The organism is Pseudomonas sp. EYE_354 (assembly GCF_023148575.1).
Classification (GTDB): domain Bacteria; phylum Pseudomonadota; class Gammaproteobacteria; order Pseudomonadales; family Pseudomonadaceae; genus Aquipseudomonas.
On sequence record NZ_JAHXNQ010000001.1, the window covers coordinates 384,043 to 403,706 of the forward strand.

A 19,664-nucleotide genomic window follows, 5' to 3' on the forward strand; every position below is an offset into this window, starting at 1 on the left:
GATTCGACTTGCCCCACCCACGGTTTGATCTTCGTCGTCCATTAAAAAAGGCGGCTACCTGTTGAGGGTAGCCGCCTTGGTTTTACTGCCTGTCTTGCTTAATCCGGCAGTTTGAACGCCATCACATAGTCACCCTGCTTGGTACCCAGGGAACCATGACCACCCGCCACGACCAGCACGTATTGCTTGCCATCTTTGCCGGTGTAGGTCATCGGTGTGGTCTGCGCGCCGGCTGGAAGGCGGCCTTCCCACAGTTGCTTGCCGTTTTTCACGTCGTAGGCACGCAGGTACTGGTCGAGAGTGCCGCTGAGGAAGGCCACGCCACCGGCAGTGGTGAAGGTGCCGCCCAGGCTCGGTACGCCCATGCTCAGGGGGATCGGCACCGGCGAGCTGTCACGCACGGTGCCGTTCTTGTGCATCCAGATGGTTTTGTGGGTGGTCAGGTCGACTGCGGCCACATAACCCCACGCCGGTGCCTGGCACGGCAGGCCCATTGGCGACAGCATGGCTTCGAGGATCACGCCGTACGGCGCGCCTTTGTTCGGTTGCACGCCTTCGGTTTCGCTGACGCGTGGGCCTTGTTTGGCGATGTCGGCGGCGGGGATCAGCTTCGATTTGAACGCCATGTAGCTGGGGTTCACAAACGCGATCTGGCGCACTGGGTCGACGGAAATACCGCCCCAGTCGAACACGCCGAAGTTACCGGGGTAAACGATCGAACCTTGCAGCGATGGCGGGGTGAACGCACCGTCGTAACGCATGGATTTGAAATCGATCCGGCACAGCATCTGGTCGAACGGGGTTACGCCCCACATGTCGCGCTCTTTGAGCGGCGGCGGCATGAAGTTCAGGTCGGACTTCGGTTGGGTCGGGGAGGTACGGTCGCCGGCCACTGCGCCTTGCGGCACCGCCACTTCGTGGATCGGCACCACCGGCTGGCCGGTAGCACGGTCCAGTACATAGATGCTGCCTTGCTTGGTCGACGCCATCACCGCCTGCTTCACGCCGGCGTCAGTCTTGATGTCGATCAGCGACGGCTGGCCACCCACGTCCATGTCCCACAGGTCATGGTGGGTGAACTGGAAGGTCCACTTCACATGGCCGGTGTCGATGTCCAGAGCGGTCAGGCCGGCGGCGTATTTCTCGGAGTCGTCGGTACGGTCGCCGCCGTATTGGTCGGGCATCTGGTTGCCCATCGGCAGGTAGAGCATGCCGAGTTTTTCGTCCACGGCGAACATGGACCACATGTTCGGCGAGTTACGGGTGTAGGTCTTGCCCTCGGCCAACGGCGTGGTGTCGTCCGGGTTGCCGCTGTCCCAGTTCCACACCAGCTTGCCGGTATGCACGTCGAACGCACGGATCACGCCGCTTGGCTCATCCACCGAGACGTTATCGGTCACGTGGCCGCCAATCACCACCAGGTTCTTGGTCACGGCCGGTGGCGAGGTGGAGTAGTAACCGCCCGGGGCGAAGCTGCCGATGTTGGCACGCAGGTCGACCTGACCTTTGTCGCCGAAGTCTTCGCACATCTTGCCGGTGTCGGCATTCAGGGCGATCAGGCGGGTGTCGGCGGTCGGCACGAAGATGCGCTTGGGGCAGGCAGTCGGCGCGACGGCCGGGCTGGCGCTGCCGGTTGGGCTTTGTTCGGAGGCGTAGGCGGCGTCATCGTGATACGACACGCCACGGCAGGTCATGTGCGCCCAACCCTTGAAGTTCTCGGCACCCTGGGTGCTGAGCTTCGGGTCGAAACGCCAGATTTCCTCGCCGGTGTCCGGGTCCAGGGCGATCACCTGGCTGTGCGGAGTGCATACGTAGAGCATGCCGTTGACTTTGAGCGGGGTGTTTTCCGCGGTCGTCTCACCCGGATCGTTCGGACCTGGGATGTCGCCGGTACGATAAGTCCACGCCGGTACCAGCTTGTGGGCGTTTTCCGGGGTGATCTGCGCCAGGGGCGAGTAGCGATCGCCGAAGGATGAACGCCCGTAGGAGTTCCAGTCGCCATCGGCCTGGGACGGCGCGGCATTGGCCATGCCCGGTACCGCGTCGCGGTCCAGTTGGCCTTTGATCTCACCGGGGTTGGTGAACTGGCTGGCGAGTGCGGCAGCGCCGGCCAGCACCACGGCCACGCTCAGCGCGCCGGTGCCCAGCGGGGCGGTCTGGCCTCGCAGCAACGGACGGCGAACCCACGGCAGCAACATGACGATGCCCAAAGCGAACAGCAGCGCCAGGCGCGGCACCAACTGCCACCAGTCCAGGCCGACTTCCCACAGCGCCCACACGGTGCTCGCGAACAGCACCAAGGCGTACAGGCCCAGCGCCGCGCGGCGCGTGGCCAGCAGCAGGATGCCGGTGAGGGCGACGCCGATACCGGCCAGCAGGTAGTACAGCGACCCGCCGAGCAGGGCCAGCTTGATACCCCCGGCCAACAAGGCCAGGCCCATGATCAGCAGCAAGACGCCTAGCAGCCTGGGCAGCAGGCGGCTCGGGCTCGAAGCACCATCAGTGCTCATAGTGTGTTTCTCCGTGACGTTGGAATAATGATGTAACCCCGCGCTTCACTCACTGTAGATGACGATTCGGCGCGGGCTTGGTTCAGCGGTAATTCGGTTTTTCTGTGGATAGCCCAGGGTTATCCACAGGCGGGCGATTTATACCCGTGCGCGGTTCGGTGTAAGACAGCGCTGTCTTGGCAGGTGGGAATTTTCAGCAAGATGGGGTCGACCGCGGAGATGAAACGTTTCAGGTTGTTGCGAAGGATAAAGGGAGTGGCGGCGCAGAGAAAGCGCAAATCGCGATATGCATCATTTCCGATCCGGTAACAGTGACAGAGTGTCGCTGCAAAAACAGGCGCTGAACCCCGGCTCTTTTGTTGAGCCTGCTCACCATGACGTCCGCGCGCCCCAAAAAAGCCAGCCCGCCAACGTCCGCTTGTCACGCCGCTGGCGACGTGGGCAGCGGGGCGGTAAGGTGTGCGCCTTTCTGCGCACTTTTTTCATAGGCCCGGCATGACCGCGACAAGCAACGACCCCCTCCACGGCGTGACCCTGCAACACGTCCTCACCACCCTGGTGGAACATTACGAATGGCAAGGCCTGGCCGAGCGCATTGATGTGCGCTGCTTCAAGAGCGACCCGAGCATCAAGTCGAGCCTCACGTTTCTGCGCAAAACGCCGTGGGCGCGGGAGAAAGTCGAAGCGTTGTACGTCAAGCTGATGCGCACCAAACGCCCGCTGGATTGAGCCCATGAAGCGGTATGTAGCGGCAGCGGCACTGGCCGGTTGGATAGGGTTGGCGATTCAGCAGTACTTGATCTTCTATTCGCGCTGGTCCACCGGTGCGAGCCTGCTGGGCGGGCTGATCAACTTTTTCAGTTTTTTCACCGTGCTCACCAACACCCTGGCGGTGGTGGTGTTGAGCTATGCCGTGGTGAATCGCGATGGCAGGGCGAAGCGGTTTTTCCTCGCGCCCGCCGTCAGCAGCGCAATCACCGTGAGCATCCTGGTAGTGAGCCTGGCTTACAGCCTGTTGTTGCGGCATTTGTGGCAACCGGAAGGCTTCCAGTTCATTGCCGACGAACTGCTCCACGACGTGATGCCGCTGCTGTTTTTGATCTACTGGTGGCGGTGTGTGCCCAAGGGCACCTTGCGCCTCAGGCACATCGGCGCGTGGGTGATCTACCCGCTGGTGTACTTCGCCTATGCGCTGCTGCGCGGGGATTTGCTCGGGCAATATCAGTACCCGTTCATCGACGTCGGCACGCTGGGTTATCCACAGGTGTTTGTGAACGCCGGGGGCATATTGGCGGGGTTCGTGCTGATCGCGTTGGTACTGGTGGGGCTGGACAAAATCATCAAGCCCCACCCTTGATTCACTCTTCCTCACTGCCCTCGGCGCGCCAGTAACCCACGGCCTTGAGGAACGCTTCGTTGACCTTGTGAGTGTCCAGCAGCACGCGGCGCACCTGGCGCGACAGTTTGGCTTCGGTGGCGACGAAACTGTACAGCGTGCCGCCGGGCAGGGTCAGCGCTTGTACCGTGGCGAGCAGGTCGTCTTTGCCGCGCACCACCCAGATCACCTCGACCTCGGCAGCGCTGTGCAGCGCTTGCTGTTCGGCCGCATCGGCAATTTCAATCACCGCCAGCACCTTGCGCCCGGCCGGCAGTTCCTCCAGGCGACGCCCGATGGCCGGCAGCGCGGTTTCATCACCAATCAGCAAATAGCTGTCGAAGATATCCGGCACGATCAGCGAGCCCCGTGGCCCACCTATATACAGGTGTTGCCTTGGTTTGGCCTGTTCCGCCCAGGTGGACGCCGGGCCATCGCCGTGCAATACGAAGTCGATGTCCAGCTCGCCGATGCTCAGGTCGAAACGTCGTGGCGTGTAGTCGCGCATGGCCGGTTGCGGGCCATCGCCTTTGATGCTGAAGGTCGGGCTTTCCAGCGCGGTCTGTTCGGCGGCGTTCTGTGGGAACAGCAGCTTGATGTGGTCGTCACTGCCCAGGCTGACAAAACCGGCCAGTTCCGGGCCGCCCAGGGTGATGCGGCGCATGCGCGGGGTGATGTCGACCACGCGCAGCACCTCGAGGCGGCGGCGTTTGATCTCGTGGGTCACACGGTGGATGGCTTGTGTATTCATGAAATTTTCCCGTCGGCAATAGCTTGAGCGGTGCCGTTGAGCAGCGCCGCGACACGTTCGATTTCTTCCGGGCTCCAGCGCCCATGGTGTGAATGCAAGGCATGGCGCAGGTTGTGCACCGCCTCGTGGATTTGCGGCGGGCGGTCATGCCCGCGCAGCGAGCGTTTGCTCAGTTGGATGCGCATGCGCACACCGTCCAGCGCCACCGTTTGCTCACCTAAGAAGAGACGTCCGGCGTCGGTGATTGTGTAGCGTTTTTTCCCGCCCTCGGCGTCGCCGCTGATCAATTCGCTTTCTTCCAGGAAGGTCAACGTCGGGTAGATCACACCGGGGCTTGGGGTGTAGGCACCGTCGAACAGACCTTCGATGCGGCGGATCAGGTCGTAGCCGTGGCACGGTTGTTCGGCGATCAGTGCCGGCAGCAGCAATTTCAAGTCGCCCGGCGCGAACACGCGTGGCCCGCGCCCACCGCGTTCGCGGCCGGGGCGTTTCTCGAAGCCGTCAGGATCATTGCCGTGGTGGTGGGAAGGGTCGCGCATGCTCGCTGCTCCGTGAAAGATTTAGACATAACTTAAGATATATCTTAAGGCGTGTGTAGTGGCTGGCGACCGACGGTCAGGTCCGGCTTCGACAGGTGCGTCGCACAATCCCACGGCAAAAAAACCGTGGACGTCCCTATAAAGACAGGACTATAAGTAGTAATTAGAGTTAAAGCTCCAATCGATTGTTATTAGCTGTAGCGTTGAGTCGGTGTGTTGTCCTTGTGGTATTGTTCTGACAGTTTCTTCCCTTCGCTACACTAACTTGTCTGTGTGTAGTCTCGTTCTTACGGATACTTTGTTAGTTTTGGCAGAATGCCATCTTTTTCTCTCAAGCCCAGTTTCCTTAGGCCACAGGCCTGTGGGAAGCTGCCTGCATACCTGGATTTTTAGTTGGTGGATCATTGCCTGGCGTTGCAGTAGTTCAACTTACTGGCGGCGTATTTCGTTGTAAGTCACCTAAAGCCGCAGGCTTTTAACTCAACTTAACAGCGAGCCAACTCATGCTGAAAAATTACAGGTATTGATCATGTTCAAGAAGTTTGCGATTGCTGCTCCATTGGCTGTTATTGCACTGAGTTCGCAGGGGGCGTTCGCCGCCGGCGAAGCCAGCCATACCGTCAATCTCAAGGCGACCATTCCGACCACCGTGTTTCATGTGCAGCCACGCGATCCTAACTGGGGCCGTGACGAGACCATGAACTACAACCTGGTGAACGGTGAGCTGTCGCCGCTGAGTGCTATCTACGATATGCGCAACACCAACGGTTCGATCCACGCCTACATCGAAGGCGGCCCTGCAGTGTTGTTCAACGGTGACGCGTCTCAGAACATCCCCCTGACCGCGACCCTGAATGGCGTCACCCTCACCGGTACCCCTCAGGAAGTAGTCAATGAAGCTGACTCCACACCGGGTGTCGGTGCCGAGCTGCGCATTGCAGCCGCCAAGCCGACGGCCAACCAGCGTGGCGCTTACACCAGCGTCATGCCGTTGGTGTTCGACGCGGTACTGCCTGTAGGGCCTTGATGTTGATGGATGCCTGCTGAGCCTTTGCGCTCACGGGTAGCTGTTTGCAGGTCGGCGGGGGCCCCCACCTCGTCGGCCTGGTTTTCAACCCTGCATCTTGGCATTCAGAGTATCCGTTCATGTTCCCGATGACCCCCATCGCGGCTGCGCTTGCGCTATTGATTTGTACGAGTGCCTTGGCCGCTCCAGCGCCGGCTCCGTCGACGCCCGGCAGCTTGCTTTCGCAGTCCCAAGGTTTGCCCGCCGGGTTTTCCGACCATTTCTTCGATGTGCCGCTGGCCGTACGTGTGGACCTTGACCAGCAGTTGCTGGGTGAGGCGCTGATCGTGTTGTCTCGAGATGATCGGGTCACCCTGCTCGAATTCACCGATACCGGCGACAGCAAAGTGCCTGCGGCGACGCGCGACACCTGGCAGGCGATCCTGGAAGACGGCGTGGCCCTTGGCCCCTGCACCCAGTCGTGTCCTCAGCAGATGGTGTCGGCGTTCTACAACCTGGAAGGCTCGCAACTCTCGGTGATTACCCAGAACGTGGAGCACACCGGCGAAGCCCCGCGATTTTATGAACAACCCGAGGGCGGCAGCCTGGGGTTGATCGTCAATAACCAGTTGAACCTCAACGGCGGCGACAACCAGGACTTGGGCGGGCGCTATGGCCTGCAAGCCAGTTCCAGCGTGGGCAACTGGAGTCAGGTGTTCAACCTGCAGTTGGCGCGTCAAAGTGGCGACGATGAACCGATGCGTCACGCCATCCATGAGCTGTATACCCAGCGTGAACTGGAAGGGCGATTCTTCCGCCTGGGCCACTTCACCCCCAATTCCGACGGCCTGACCCGCCAGTTGCGCAGCTTCGGTGCCAGCCCCGATACCGCACTGGGCGTGATGTACGGCAGCTCCGACAACCTGGCCATAAACAACCCCAAGCCCAGCGTGTACCCGATCTACGTGACCGCCAACCGTCAGGCCGCCGTCGAGATCTACCGCAATGGCCTGCTGATCAACACCCAGGCCGTGCCGGCCGGCCTGCAGACCCTCGATACCCGCCCGTTACCCGGCGGTATTTATGAGGTGGAAGTGCGCTTGATCGAAGACGGCCTGACCGTCAGCACCACCCAGGAACTGGTGTACAAGCCCAATAACTGGCGCAACATTGAAGACCGCTGGCGCTACAACGTATTTGCCGGGCGCGAGACCAAACTGTTCAGTAACTGGGAAGAACAAGCCTCCGGTTCGATGACGGCGGGTGCGTCGCTCAACTACCTGGTGCACCCGCGTGTGATCCTTGGCCTGTCGGCCCGTGAAGTGCGCGAGCAGCTGCAATACGGTGGCTCGATCGACTGGAACGCGGCCAACAACATGAGCCTGTATGCCAACGTGTTCCAGACCCAGGATCACGGCACCGGCATGGATCTGCAGGGGCTCTATACCTTTGGCGCCACCAACCTGGTGTTCAGCCACAACCGCAGTTGGCTTGATACCCGCGACACCTACGAAACCCTGCCGGACGGCACCCGTCTGCGCCGCAACACGTTCGTCGGCGAAAGCAGTAACACCGCGCTGTCGGTCAACCACCGGGTCGATGCGAAAAACTCCTGGAACCTGCGCCTGTCCCACAGCGAAGGCAATGTGGAAGGGGCCGGCGTCGACCTGGGCTGGAGCCGCCGCGACACGCTGCTGGGCAGCGATGCCAACTGGCGCTTCTCACTGTTCGATCGCCCCGGCACCAGCGGCACCAACGATCAGCGCAACCGTGGGGTGGACGTCACCCTCAGCCTGGCGCTGGGCACCGATGGCCGGCAGATCTCCGGCAGCATCGGCAGCCGCACGGCCCGTGAAGGCGGGCGCGACAACAACGCCTCGGTCACCTATCGCCAGGACCTGCAGGATCACGCGCTGCAAAGCGTCTCGGCCACCGCTATCACCGACACCTATGGCGTGGGCCTGTCGGGCATGGCCAGCTTCAGTACCGACGCAGTCAGCGGCGACGGCTTTGTGCAGCGCAGCTCCTACAACAACGACCTCACCGGTGGCCTGAACCTCAACAGCACCCTGGTGGTGGGCGCCGGCAAGATGTTGCTGAGCAGCCAATACCAGGGCGACGGTGCCGGCATGATCATCGATGTGGAAACCGACCTCGACGAAATCGCCCTGCGTGCCGACGACTTGAGTGGCGGCAGCAGCGTGCTGCGTCCGGGGCGCAACTACGTGCCGGTGTCCGCTTACAAGAGCAGCACCGTGGCGTTCGACTTCGACGGCAACCACCCACCAGCGGCCAACATCCAGCCGGCGCGGTCCAGCTACCACCTGAACAAGGGCGGCGTGGACTACCGCAAGATCAGCGTGATGAAAACCGTCACCGTGCTCGGGCGCCTGCTCGACAACGAGGGCGCGCCGCTCAAGGGCCACCACGTGATCAACCACGCCAGCCGTGGCGTCAGCGAAGTCGACGGGTTCTTCTCCATGGAAATGAGCGCCAGCTCGCCGACCCTGGAGGTGCGTTACCAGAACCAATTGCTCTGCCAGTTCCGTCTGGACCCTTCCAAGGTCGTTGAGGAAAGGGATGTGTTGATGATTGGTGATCTGCGCTGCACGCCGGACACCCTGGCTGAAGCCACCACCCAAAGCCAAAGCGCCGGTTAGCGGTGATGTGGATAGAACGGAAACTAACCCTATGAGTGTTCTCGCACCAATCAAACAGGCGGGCCGCCGCAGTTGCTGGCTGTTGATCGCCGCGTTTTTCAGCCCGCCGGCGCATGCATTCGTGGAGGAAATTACCGCGTCCTTTCGTCCGGACCCGTCTAACCCGATGAGCAACAAGTTTACAAACACGACACCGCAAAGCGGCCTATGCCCTTGGCATGTGCCTGCCAAATGCGAAGCGGTCAATACGTTCAGTATCCGTAATACCCAGTTCCGGGCTGACTCGAACGGGCCGTTGGTGGCGTATCCCGACGATCCGCGCAAGGGGGCCTATTTCAAAATGCCTTCAGCGTGGCGCGACTTGCAAGTGATCCACCGGGGCACCGGCAAAGTGGAAACGGTACAAATGCGCATCGCGGGTATTGGTGCGTTCTTTACGGTGCCCAGGCCTCCGGGTGTATCGGCCTGGGGCACGGCGAGTTCGAGCTGGAATCAGTATTGGTACGGGGCTCCAGCGCCTTGCATGCCGATCAATTACTTTGCCGCGTCCACTTATTACGCGCTGTTTTTCTGGATCATTCCCGAAAATGCGGGGGCTTGCAGCGTGACGCCGGGTACCGAAATTCCCTGGATGAATTATTCCCATCTGGAGTATGGCTACGAACTCAAAACACCCAATCCTCTGACCATGGAGGCCGGGATCTATGAAGGAAGCATGACTTACAGCATGGGGCCAGGCGCTGATTTCGATTTCGGAGACGTGATGATTCCCGACGACAACAGTGCCACCTTCAACTTCACACTGACGGTCGAGCACATCCTCAAGGTTGAGCTGCCGCCGGGTGGCGACCGTATCGAGCTGCTGCCCCAGGAAGGCTGGCAAGCCTGGCTCAACCAGGGGCGACGCCCGACGCGGTTGTTCCGCGACCAGACGTTCAGCATCGCCGCCAGCAACCGCTTCAAGATGATGCTCGAGTGCGGGTTGGTCATCGGCAACACCTGCGGCCTGCAAAACAGTGACGGTGATCAGGTGCCATTGCAGATATCCACCACGCTGCCGTTCGGCTTGACCGACAGGTACGACCAGGCGCTGAAAAAACGGCCACTGCGCCTGGACGGTTCGGGCACCGACTTTATCCAGGCCATCCATTACGTGAACCAGCGTCCCGGCACCTTGCACTTTGAAGTGGCCAGGGACGACGTGGCCGACATGCTTGAAAAACCCGGTAGCACCTACCGTGGCACGGCCACCGTGGTGTGGGATTCGGAAGTCTAGTGCTGCCGTGGGCACGGTTGCCCAGGGCGCGCGTTCAATCAATGAGGCGTAATCAACAATGAAACATGCAGTGTTATGCATTGGGCTGTTCCTGTACTCCCTCACGGCCCAGGCCGGACCGGCGATCAACGTGGGCGTGGTGTACGACTACCTGGAGGGGGACCGCAGTTCCTACCTCAAACGCGTCTTCAACGGTGGCACCAGCACGGCGTTCATCAAGGTCAATGTGCTGGAGATTCTCTACAACGAAGACGGCACCTCCCGTGAAGTGCCCGTGGCCTCGTTGACCGACAACAAAGGCGCCACCACCAGCCGTGACGGCCTCATGGCCAGCCCGGCACGGATGATCGTGCCGGCGAACGGGCGCCAGGGCACGCGCTTGCTGTACATGGGTCAGCGCGACAAAGAGCGTTATTTCCGCGTGCGGTTTATCCCCGTGGTGCCGGAGAAGGAAGATGACTTCGCCGTCACCGACCAGGAGCGCGCTGATTACAAGCAAGGCCTGGCGGCCGGGGTCAACGTGTTGGCCGGCTACGGCACAGTGTTTTTCGTGCGGCCCAAAGACACCCGTTTCGACACGCAGATCATCGAGAGCGCCGAGCAGTACCGGTTGCGCAACGCCGGCAACAGCGTGGTGGTGCTCGACGAGTTCCGCAACTGCGCCAAGGCCAAGTCCACCGACTGCGAGCCCACTACCAAGCATCACATCCTGCCGGGGCGTGAGCTGAAATTCGAGATAAAAGCCGACCGTCAATACAGCTTCCAGATGATTGAAGGCCGCGACAAAAAACTGATGACGGTCAACAGCAACGGGTGATGACGATGTTCAAGCAACTGACACGACTCGCCGGGTTGGCGGCGCTGACACTCACCGCCACCCACGCCTTGAGTTTTCAGGAACGCCACAGCTTCGACGTATCGGTGACGATTCCAGTGCATGAAGCCTATGTGCTGCCGTCCGAAACCGACTGGATGGGCCAGGAGCAACAACTGGCCTGGAACCTGGCAACGGCGCAACTGGGCAGCCTGCGCAAAAACTTCGACGTGAAGAACCTCAACGGTGGCGTCGCCGCGCGACTGGGGGCTGAACCGTACCTGTTCAGCGGCCGCGACCGCATTGACTTGCAGGTGCTGTTCAACCGCGTGCCGCTGACCCTGGACGCCACCGAAGTGGTCAACGCCGACGAAGCCCGAGCAGGCCGGCGCGCGTTGCTCGACATCGCCGCCATCGAACCTGTCGGCGGCTATCAGGGCGGGGATTACTACGGCACCGTGCATATCGTGTTTGATTTTCTGGCGCCATGAGGCACGCCCGGTTTCATGTCAAAAGCCACGGGTTTATGTATGAACAGGCAACGTACGGACGCCGTCCGGTGTGCGTTGCCACCACCTGGCCGTCGCCGCACTCGACTGCGCGCAGCCCTGCGCGAGCGATGGATTAAATTGAGCGATTTATGAAAAGAAGTAGATTGATGGTGGCGTGCCTTGGACTCAGCGCGATGCTCTGGGACGGCCCTGCTGTGGCATTTGTCCAAGAGGTCACTGCCAACTTCCGCCCCGACCCCTCCAACCCGAACGTGAACCGCTTTACCAACACCACGCCAGTCAGTGGGTATTGTGCAAATGCGCCGGCCGTGTGCGAATACTTGAATATCTTCAGTATTCGCATGCCGGTGGTGTTCGAATCCAGTGCCCCGCTGGCGGCTGTTCCCACCGACCCGCGCCAGACTTCCATGTGGACCGTACCTGTTCAATGGCGTCCATTGACGGTGGTCAATGCATTTGGCGAACAGGAAACCGTGGAAATACGCATCAGTGGTATCGGCTCACGATACACCCTGGACCGGCGGGTTGATGAGGTGGTGCCTGGGCCTGTGGATCTGTACGAGGCGCACGACAGGTTATGGCGCCAAGGATTCTGGACTGCGCCGTCGCCTTGTCGGGCCGCCAACTCTTCGGGGCTCGGGTGGACCTATGTCTCGTTTTTCTGGATGACGCCACAGGAGGGCAATTGCGTAAAAACCGCCCAATTTGAAATTCCCTCGCTGCGCTATGACTACACGGATATCGCCTACGAGTTACGCACGCCCAACCCGTTGGGCATGTCGTCCGGCGTGTACACCGGCACCCTGACCTACGGCATTGGGCCTTATCAGGATTTCGATATGGGCGACGTGATGTTGCCCAATGACTCGGCGCTGACCCTGAATTTCACGCTGGACGTGCAACACGTGCTCAAGGTCGACATTCCACCGGGGGGCAATCGCGTTGAATTGCTGCCGCAAGGGGGCTGGCAGGCCTGGCTCAATCGGGGGCGCCAACCCGCCAGGCTGTTTCGCGACCAGACATTCCGCATCCACGCCAGCTCACGCTTCAAAATGTCGCTTGAGTGCGGCCTGGTGATCGGCAACACCTGTGGCCTGCGCAACGCGGACGGTAACGAAGCGCCGGTGCAACTGGCCGTCAGTTTGCCAGGGGGCATTACTGATCAGTACGGGCAACCGGCGAACAGGCGCGCACTGCGGTTGGATGGCGCGGGCACTGAGCTGTTCCAGCCGGCGCACTACATCAGCGATCGACCGGGCACTCTGCATTTTGAGGTTGAGCGTGATGACGTCAGCGACATGCTCGAGTACCCAGGCTCCACCTACGTGGGGGTGGTGACCGTGGTGTGGGATTCGGAAGTCTAGGCAGTTGTCGCACGCCGGGTCGGCGTTTCATTCGCAATAAATCATCCGCGCGCCGCTGGAGCAGGTTATTTGAGTTGGAGTTATCTATGAGCATCATCGTAGCGATCAAACAGGCCGCATGGCGGCGCGCCCTGGCTCTGGCGCTCGGCTGTTTCAGCACGCCGGCCCTGGCCGTTGTCGAGGACATTACCGCTGTATTTCGTCCCGACCCCGCCAACCCCATGAGCAATAAGTTCATCAACACTACGCCGCAGAGTGGCTTATGCCCCTGGCACGTACCGGCCAAGTGTGAGGCGGTCAATACCTTCAGTATTCGTAATACCGAGTTCAGGGCCAACGCGAGCGGCCCGATCCTGGCCAACCCCGAAGACCCGCGCAAGAGCGCGTACTTCAAGGTGCCTTCGGCGTTCCGCGATCTGCAAGTGACCCACCGAGGCACCGGCCGGGTGGAAACCGTGCAGATGCGCATTGCCGGCATTGGTGCTCGCTGGAATGTCAGCTATCCGCCGGGCGTGTCGGCCTGGGCGATGCCTGGTGTCGGTTGGTCAACCTACTGGCAAGGGGCGCCGGCGCCGTGCATGCCGATCAATTACCTCGCGGCAGGTACCGCCTTCGCGTTGTTTTTCTGGATCGTGCCGGAAAACGCCGGGGCTTGCAGCGTGGCGAACGGCACTGAAATTGCGCGGATGAACTACTCCACGCTCGAGTACGGTTATGAACTCAGGACGCCTAATCCGCTGGGTATGGACACCGGCATTTATGAGGGTTCCATCACCTACACCATGGGCCCCGGCGCTGACATGGATTTCGGCGACATGATGATCCCCCAAGATAACGTCCTGACCTTCAACTTCACCTTGTCGGTGGAACACGTGCTCAAAGTCGACCTGCCGCCCGGTGGCAATCGTATCGAGCTGCTGCCTGAAGGCGGCTGGCAGGCCTGGCTCAATCGTGGCCGGCAGCCGGCGCGCTTGTCCCGCGACCAGACCTTCACCATCGCTGCCAGTTCGCGTTTCAAGATGAACCTGGAATGTGGCCTGGTAATCGGTAACACCTGCGGCTTGCGCAATGACGCGGGGGATGAAGTGCCGATGCAGATTGCCGTCAGCCTACCGTTCGGTCTGCGCGATCAGTACGATCAGGCCGTCGACAAACTCCCTTTGCGGCTGGACGGCGTGGGCACTGAAATGTTCCAGCCGGTGCACTACGTTGACAACCGGCCGGGTACGTTGCATTTCGAAGTGGCCAAGGACGATGTGGAGGGCATGCTCAATGCACCGGGCAGTACCTATTCAGGCACGGCGACGGTGGTGTGGGATTCGGAAGTCTAGGTGGCCCATCGAAGGCAGGAGCCTGCGCCCGCTCTGAAAATGGCCACCCCTCTGGAAAGCACCACTCCCCTGTGGTGAACAGGGTTGTTGTGGTGGTCGGGGTCGTTGTAGTGAGCAGGCTTGCCCTGCGCTGGGCTGCGAAGCGGCCCCCCTTCAGGCGGTGAGGTTTTCCTCTTGGTGCGCGGCGGTTGGTTTTGGGGCTGCTGCGCAACCCAGCGTGGGGCAAGCCCGCTCACCACATAAGCTTACTCACCATAGAAGTCTTACCCACCACACAAAGCCTGCCCACTCAGCGTTACTGTTCAGCCTTCGATGCTGTTCAGGGCGTTTTGCGTGAAGGTGCGTTTGAGCTCCCGGTAGGGAAGCTCCGCCAGTCGGTAGAAGTTGTTCAAGGTTGCCTGCGACAGCGGTGTTTCGATCAGTACATCCTTTGCCTCGATACCCAATTTGGCGCCGTCCGGCCGGTTCAATTCGGCGAGCAGTGTGATCAGTTCCGTTTCCAGCTGTGCCTTGCGTTCAAGCGAGGTGGTGGTGCTCCACTCCAGTTGTTTGGGTTGCAGGTCGTCGTGCAGCAGGCTGAAGGCTGTTTGAAACTGTTCCCGCGCGCGCGTCACGGCGGGGTCCTGTTCCACGAGGTCATTCCAGAACCCTTGATCGAGCAGGCCGTCGAGCAAGGTATTGCCTGACGCCTTGCTGCTGATCAGTTCAAACGCGGTGTCGAGCTGGGCATCGGTGACGCCGGATAGATGCCGGTACACCATGTGCTCGGACACCCAGGGCAGGTCGAGGCGTTGTTTGAGTCCGGTCTGAAACGCCAGGTAGACCTCCACCTCGTCCACTTGACCAGGGTTGCTGCCGAACGTCTGGCCCAGGCCGCCTTCGCTCACCGGATCGGTTCGGTGCGCTATTTCGCTGCGGGCGATTTTACCGACTTCATCCAGCCGCCATTTCTGCAGGGCCAGTTTCACCAACTCGCGGGTGCGTGCGGCCAGGCCTTGGGGCGACGTATCGGTGAGGATTTTTTTCTTCAGCACCTCAACCCCCATGCTGTTGAAAATCGTCGCGCTGGCATCCGCGCAGTTGGTTGGAGCGCTGGCTTCGTGGAACAGCCGGTCGCGCAACTCGGCATCGCCGTGCAATGCAATCATCAACTCCCAGGCACGGCCGATCAGGTCTTTGCGGCCTTGTTCGAAGCGGGTTCTTTCGGCCGCGTCGTGAAACTCTTCCGGCGGCCTGAGCATCTTCAAAATTCTGAAAAAACCCTCCGAATCAGGCGCCGCTTCCAGTTCGTTCCAGATCGTCTCGGCCTCGCTGCGTTCGTTGAGCGGGCGGCCGCGCACCCAGAACGCGCGGTCCTGCGGGTCGCTGGCGGGCAGTGTGCGCTCGGGGTCGATGCCGTTGGCCAGGCGGTAACGGCTGAACCGCTGCTGTGCCTCGGGTTCCAGGGTGGTGCGGTCCAGCCAACTGTTGGCAATGATGCGCGTGGCCGGCGCGTCGTCGGGGTACTCCGGAACCGTGTTGATTGCGGTATCGAGCAGGTCCATTTCCATCAGGCTGTCGCGTGGTGTGTTCAACCCGGAGGGCCATTGGTCGACGCTGGTGCGGCGCAGGTTCAGCCTGCGCAGGCGTGGCAGCCGATTGAGATTGAGTTGTGCGCGCAGCTCGGTATTGCCTTGCAGATTGAGGCTTTCCAGCATCGAACAGGCGTACAGGTCCTTGATATCCACGGCGTCCCAACGAATCCCCGGGTTTGCGCTCAAGTCCAGGTTTGTCAGATGGCGCAGGCTTCGCAGCTGGGTGGGCACGCCATCCAGTTCGTTCTCCGACAGGTTCAGCTCGCGCACGTTGGGGAAATTTTTCAGAAACTCCAGGTCACGGTGCAGCGGTCGGGTGGTGCTCAGGTCCAGTTCCGTGATGTGGTCGAAGAATCCAGGGGGCAACTCCAGGCTGCGGATATACAAGGTCAGCACGCTGAAACTCAGGTCCAGCGACGAACTCTCCGGATTGGCCGCCGATTCGCTGATGCGCCCAGGGCAGGTCGATTCCCAGTTGCTGCGCAGTTGGTCGCTGATATAGCGCCGATAGTAGGGTTCGTTCTCGCGGTCGAAGAGGGGCTTTTTCCGCCAGGCGTCCAGATGCTGCTCAAGCACTTTTTTCTCGCTTTCCAACTGGCTCAACTGGCGTTGCCCCGGTTCAGTCTGCAGTTCCAGCAGCACACTCTGTGCCTGCGCATCGGTGAGCAACGGGCAGAGCCGGCGCATCCGGGTTTCCAGGGCCTGCGGCGTCGTAGCGCTGCCGCCCAGCAGGCTGCGCAGGGCGCCGAACATCGGTTTTTGCAGCAAGGTCTGGGTTTCTTGCTTATCGACCTGGCGCAGGGCAGCGGGCTCCAGCACCTCGCGGCGCGCCTCCGAGGAGAGCAACCGGTCCTTTAGCCAACCCTTGAACAGCCGCCCCTGGCCGGGTACGTAGTCGGTCTTGCCTTCCGGCAGTGCGCGCAGCAGGGCTTCGAAAAAGTCATATTCGGCGCCGCCAGGCGGGTCAATTGTGTAGCGGCCGTTGTCCAGGCGCAGCAGGGTTTTTTCGGCGGCGTCCAACGGTCCGGCCTGGCTGCGAAGGTCGCCATCGGGCAATTGGTCGCGCACGGTGATCCGCAGCTCACCCAAGGCATCGCTGTGCAGGCGCAAGGTATTGAGGGCCATGCGTTCGGTCTCGGCGCTCAGCAGGTCGTCGTTGTAAAAACCTTCGAAGGCGTGGCTGGCGATGGCTTCGTTTTGCAGTTCCCAGGCCAGGTTTTTCACGCGCAGGGGGATGTGCTGCTCCTCGGTCATCGCTAAGACTTCCCTGGGCGAGGTGCGCAGCATCAGGCGTTGCACCAGTTCGGCGGGCAACTGCGGGAACTCCTGCTGCAGCAACCTGCCGGGCGCACTGTCGAGCACCTGACGGCCGCTGTAGAGGTGGTTGAAGGTGGCGATCCTGTTGCGCTCCAGGTCATCGGCCATCTGGTCGCGCAACGCCTGGATACGCGCCTCGGCGGTGTCAGGCAAGGGCTCGGGGAGCAAGGCTTCGAGCTGCGCAGGTGACAGAAAGTCGTGGAGTCTTTGCGCCAACTGGCCGGCGCCGACGTCCTGGTGGCTGATGTCCAGCGTCTGGGCATCGCCGCGTGCACTGCCAAAGGTCAAATGATCGCCAGTCAGTTCGGCGTTATTGAACACCCGGATGGCTTTATCGGCTGGCCAGCCGCGGCGTTCGGTGGTGATTTGCGCCGCCCAGGTAAACCAGTCCGCGGTGGGGGCGCCGCTGCGTACCTGTTGCGGCAGCATGCGCGCTTCGTCTGCCAGGCGCAGACGGCTGAGGCTGTCTTCCAACAGTGGCGGCGTGGGCTCAAGGTTCAGGTACATCTTGCGCAGCGCACCGGGTTGGGTATCGCTGATGTCGCAGGCGTTGGCCACTTCATCGGCGCTCAGCCCGTCGGTTGCGTGGCCCAGGCGATTGCGCAACTGCGCGTCGTCCCAGGTCCAGGGATCTTCGCCTTCGTGCACCCAGGCCCCGCTGCCGTTGGCTTCGATAGTGGGCGCGTAGGCAGCGGGCCGGGTGGGGTGCTTGACCCGGTGCGCGTTGCGCTCGGTGTCCTCTTCGACCACAAACTGCTGAGCGTTCAGGCGCACCACCTTTTGCCCCTGATGATCGTACAGGCCCGTCTTGTCGGGCTTGGTATGCGCCGGCAGTTGCAGGTCGTTGCGCGCGTAAGGGCTCAGGTCCGGGTTCCATAGGCGGGTCTTGTCCCCGACCTGCACCGGCTTGAGGCGGTTGACGAATGGCGAGGGTTTGAACAGCAGCTCCTTGGCCAAAATACCGCCGCCGGCCATGGCCGACAGTTGCAGCACATCGGTGACCACGGCGATCACGTGTTGAGTGGCTTCCAGGGCCTGGCCTTCGCTGAAGTCGACGATGCTTTCGAACACTTCGTCGGCCAGTTGATAGGCGGTGTAGGCCAGCATCAGCTCACCCAGCAACGGCACGAACGGCGTGACCACCAGCAGGGCTGCGTTGAGCAGGTCTGCACCGATTTTCAGCACATTTTCCCACCAGGCCCAGCGCTGGTTGTCGTCAGCCTCGGCGGTGGAGACGGCCAGGCTGCGCCCATCGTTGAGGATTTTATTCAAGGCCGACTGGTACAGCTGCTCCCACAGCTCGCCGACGATGGGCAGCCCTTTGAATTGCAGCTTGGGCGTGTTGACCGCTTCTTCGCACCAGGCGGGCGCCGGGTCCTGGGTGTCGCGTTCATGCCATTGCACGCGGTACAGGCGCTCGGTCAGCTCGGCAAAAAACACGCCGCGCCGGGCGTGGGGAACGAACTGGCTGAAAAACTGCTGGTAGGTAGTGGGCGGCACTTCTTTACTGGAGGGCAGGGGCCGGTTGAGTTGCAGCTTGCGCGTAAGGTCCTGGATGAACGCGGTACTGGAATCGTATTCCTTCACCGGGGTTTCTGGGTCGTGGGGAATATAGGCGATCAGCTTCGACACGCTGGACACCTGATCCAGATTCCGCGCGATCAGCACAATGCCGCTCAGCGGTGTGTCGAGCAGGTCCAATTGATAAAAGTGCGCGCGTTTTTCCGTGCCATCGAGCACACCGGTTATGACGGCGTAGGCCCCCGCGCCCAGTTCCTCCTTGGCCAGTGCCATGAACGCGGCAGCTTTGAAGGCGGCCTTCTGGCTGGCGATAACCTGAGGTTTGAGCAACGCTTGGGCGACCGGTTCGGTCGGTGCCAGGTAGTCCTCGAGGTGGCGCTGATAAAGGCTGCCCAGGTCCAGTTCGCGGCACAAGGTTTTGAACTGCTCAAGGCTCATGTGCCGGTCGTGCCGTAGAATCTGGAAGTGACCGCGGTAGTCGGGTTTGGAAATGTAGCAGGAGTACTGCTCGAAGTGTTCCCCGCTGGCGAAGTTATGCAGCGCGGCATCGAGCAGCGACACCGAGCGTGACGTGACGCCCTTGGACAATTCGAGCGCGTACCACGGCAACTGTTTGGGCGTGTAGATGTGCAGGAACGTGGCTTTGACATCCAGGTCCAGGTTGTACTGGTCTTTGATCGCGCGTTTGAGCAACGGCTCGGCAAACGCGTACACGTCCTGCACCGGCCCAAGCTTGGCATCCAGCGCATTTTGCAGGCGCCAGGCCTCGGCATTGAGCTGTTTCAGGGTTTGGTGTTGATAGGCGCTGGCCGAGGCGTACCAGGCCGGCCGTCGCGCGAGCAGGTCATTGAGTGAATGCAGGCGGTGCAGGCTGGCTTGTGTCAGCCAGCCTGGCGCCTGCGCTTTGATCCAGGCGTAGTGCGGGCCTTTTGCTGCGAGGGCCATGGTGGAATCAAGCCAGTCAAGGCGTGTGGCGGAAACCGTTTTTAATCGTGGACGTTCAGACATGGGTGTTGGCTTTGTGGCTGGATTTAATGCACTAGCCTATGCCTGAACCGGCAGAACAAAAGTTCAAAATTCGCCGCTCATCAAGAAGTAATTATTCAATGAAATC

Annotated in this window: 13 protein-coding genes; 9 read left to right on the forward strand and 4 right to left on the reverse strand. The window is 61.1% G+C overall.

Annotation, left to right across the window (positions count from 1 at the left end):
- Nucleotides 1–98 precede the first annotated feature (98 nt).
- Nucleotides 99–2,510, reverse strand: coding sequence for a glucose/quinate/shikimate family membrane-bound PQQ-dependent dehydrogenase (locus tag KZX66_RS01850; RefSeq protein WP_248075574.1), 2,412 nt, complete (start codon nucleotides 2,508–2,510; stop codon nucleotides 99–101).
- A 495-nt stretch (nucleotides 2,511–3,005) separates the two neighbouring features.
- On the opposite strand from KZX66_RS01850, the gene KZX66_RS01855 reads away from it, so the two are divergent.
- Both KZX66_RS01855 and KZX66_RS01860 read left to right on the forward strand, forming a co-directional pair.
- Nucleotides 3,006–3,239, forward strand: a complete 234-nt coding sequence (locus KZX66_RS01855) for a VF530 family protein (protein WP_248075576.1) — start codon at nucleotides 3,006–3,008, stop codon at nucleotides 3,237–3,239.
- A 4-nt stretch (nucleotides 3,240–3,243) separates the two neighbouring features.
- Entirely contained in the window at nucleotides 3,244–3,867 is a 624-nt protein-coding gene (locus KZX66_RS01860) for a Pr6Pr family membrane protein (protein WP_248075577.1), read from the forward strand.
- Between the two features lies 1 nt (nucleotide 3,868).
- On the opposite strand, the gene KZX66_RS01865 is transcribed toward KZX66_RS01860, so the two are convergent.
- Nucleotides 3,869–4,636, reverse strand: coding sequence for a siderophore-interacting protein (locus KZX66_RS01865; RefSeq protein WP_248075580.1), 768 nt, complete (start codon nucleotides 4,634–4,636; stop codon nucleotides 3,869–3,871).
- Complete coding sequence (locus tag KZX66_RS01870; protein WP_248075582.1) at nucleotides 4,633–5,175, reverse strand: PadR family transcriptional regulator; 543 nt, start codon at nucleotides 5,173–5,175, stop codon at nucleotides 4,633–4,635. The genes KZX66_RS01865 and KZX66_RS01870 overlap by 4 nt, the downstream gene beginning before the upstream one ends.
- 529 nt (nucleotides 5,176–5,704) lie before the next feature.
- On the opposite strand from KZX66_RS01870, the gene KZX66_RS01875 reads away from it, so the two are divergent.
- The 7 genes from KZX66_RS01875 (at nucleotide 5,705) to KZX66_RS01905 (ending at nucleotide 14,138) form a co-directional block, all read left to right on the forward strand.
- Entirely contained in the window at nucleotides 5,705–6,202 is a 498-nt protein-coding gene (locus KZX66_RS01875) for a CS1 type fimbrial major subunit (protein WP_248075584.1), read from the forward strand.
- 119 nt (nucleotides 6,203–6,321) lie between these two features.
- Nucleotides 6,322–8,841, forward strand: coding sequence for a CS1-pili formation C-terminal domain-containing protein (locus tag KZX66_RS01880; protein WP_248075586.1), 2,520 nt, complete (start codon nucleotides 6,322–6,324; stop codon nucleotides 8,839–8,841).
- A 31-nt stretch (nucleotides 8,842–8,872) separates the two neighbouring features.
- Nucleotides 8,873–10,117, forward strand: a complete 1,245-nt coding sequence (locus tag KZX66_RS01885; protein ID WP_248075588.1) for a hypothetical protein — start codon at nucleotides 8,873–8,875, stop codon at nucleotides 10,115–10,117.
- 58 nt (nucleotides 10,118–10,175) lie between these two features.
- Nucleotides 10,176–10,934 (forward strand): molecular chaperone, encoded by a 759-nt coding sequence (locus tag KZX66_RS01890; RefSeq protein ID WP_248075589.1) that lies wholly within the window; start codon nucleotides 10,176–10,178, stop codon nucleotides 10,932–10,934.
- A 5-nt stretch (nucleotides 10,935–10,939) separates the two neighbouring features.
- Nucleotides 10,940–11,422 carry a CS1 type fimbrial major subunit gene (locus tag KZX66_RS01895; RefSeq protein ID WP_248075591.1) on the forward strand — a complete coding sequence of 161 codons (483 nt, stop codon included), beginning with the start codon at nucleotides 10,940–10,942 and terminating at the stop codon, nucleotides 11,420–11,422.
- Between the two features lie 149 nt (nucleotides 11,423–11,571).
- Nucleotides 11,572–12,807 carry a hypothetical protein gene (locus KZX66_RS01900; RefSeq protein ID WP_248075592.1) on the forward strand — a complete coding sequence of 412 codons (1,236 nt, stop codon included), beginning with the start codon at nucleotides 11,572–11,574 and terminating at the stop codon, nucleotides 12,805–12,807.
- A gap of 86 nt (nucleotides 12,808–12,893) precedes the next feature.
- Complete coding sequence (locus KZX66_RS01905; RefSeq protein WP_248075594.1) at nucleotides 12,894–14,138, forward strand: hypothetical protein; 1,245 nt, start codon at nucleotides 12,894–12,896, stop codon at nucleotides 14,136–14,138.
- Nucleotides 14,139–14,440: 302 nt separating this feature from the next.
- On the opposite strand, the gene KZX66_RS01910 is transcribed toward KZX66_RS01905, so the two are convergent.
- Nucleotides 14,441–19,495: an NEL-type E3 ubiquitin ligase domain-containing protein gene (locus KZX66_RS01910; RefSeq protein WP_248075595.1), complete on the reverse strand. Its 5,055-nt coding sequence runs from the start codon at nucleotides 19,493–19,495 to the stop codon at nucleotides 14,441–14,443.
- Between the last annotated feature and the right edge of the window lie 169 nt (nucleotides 19,496–19,664).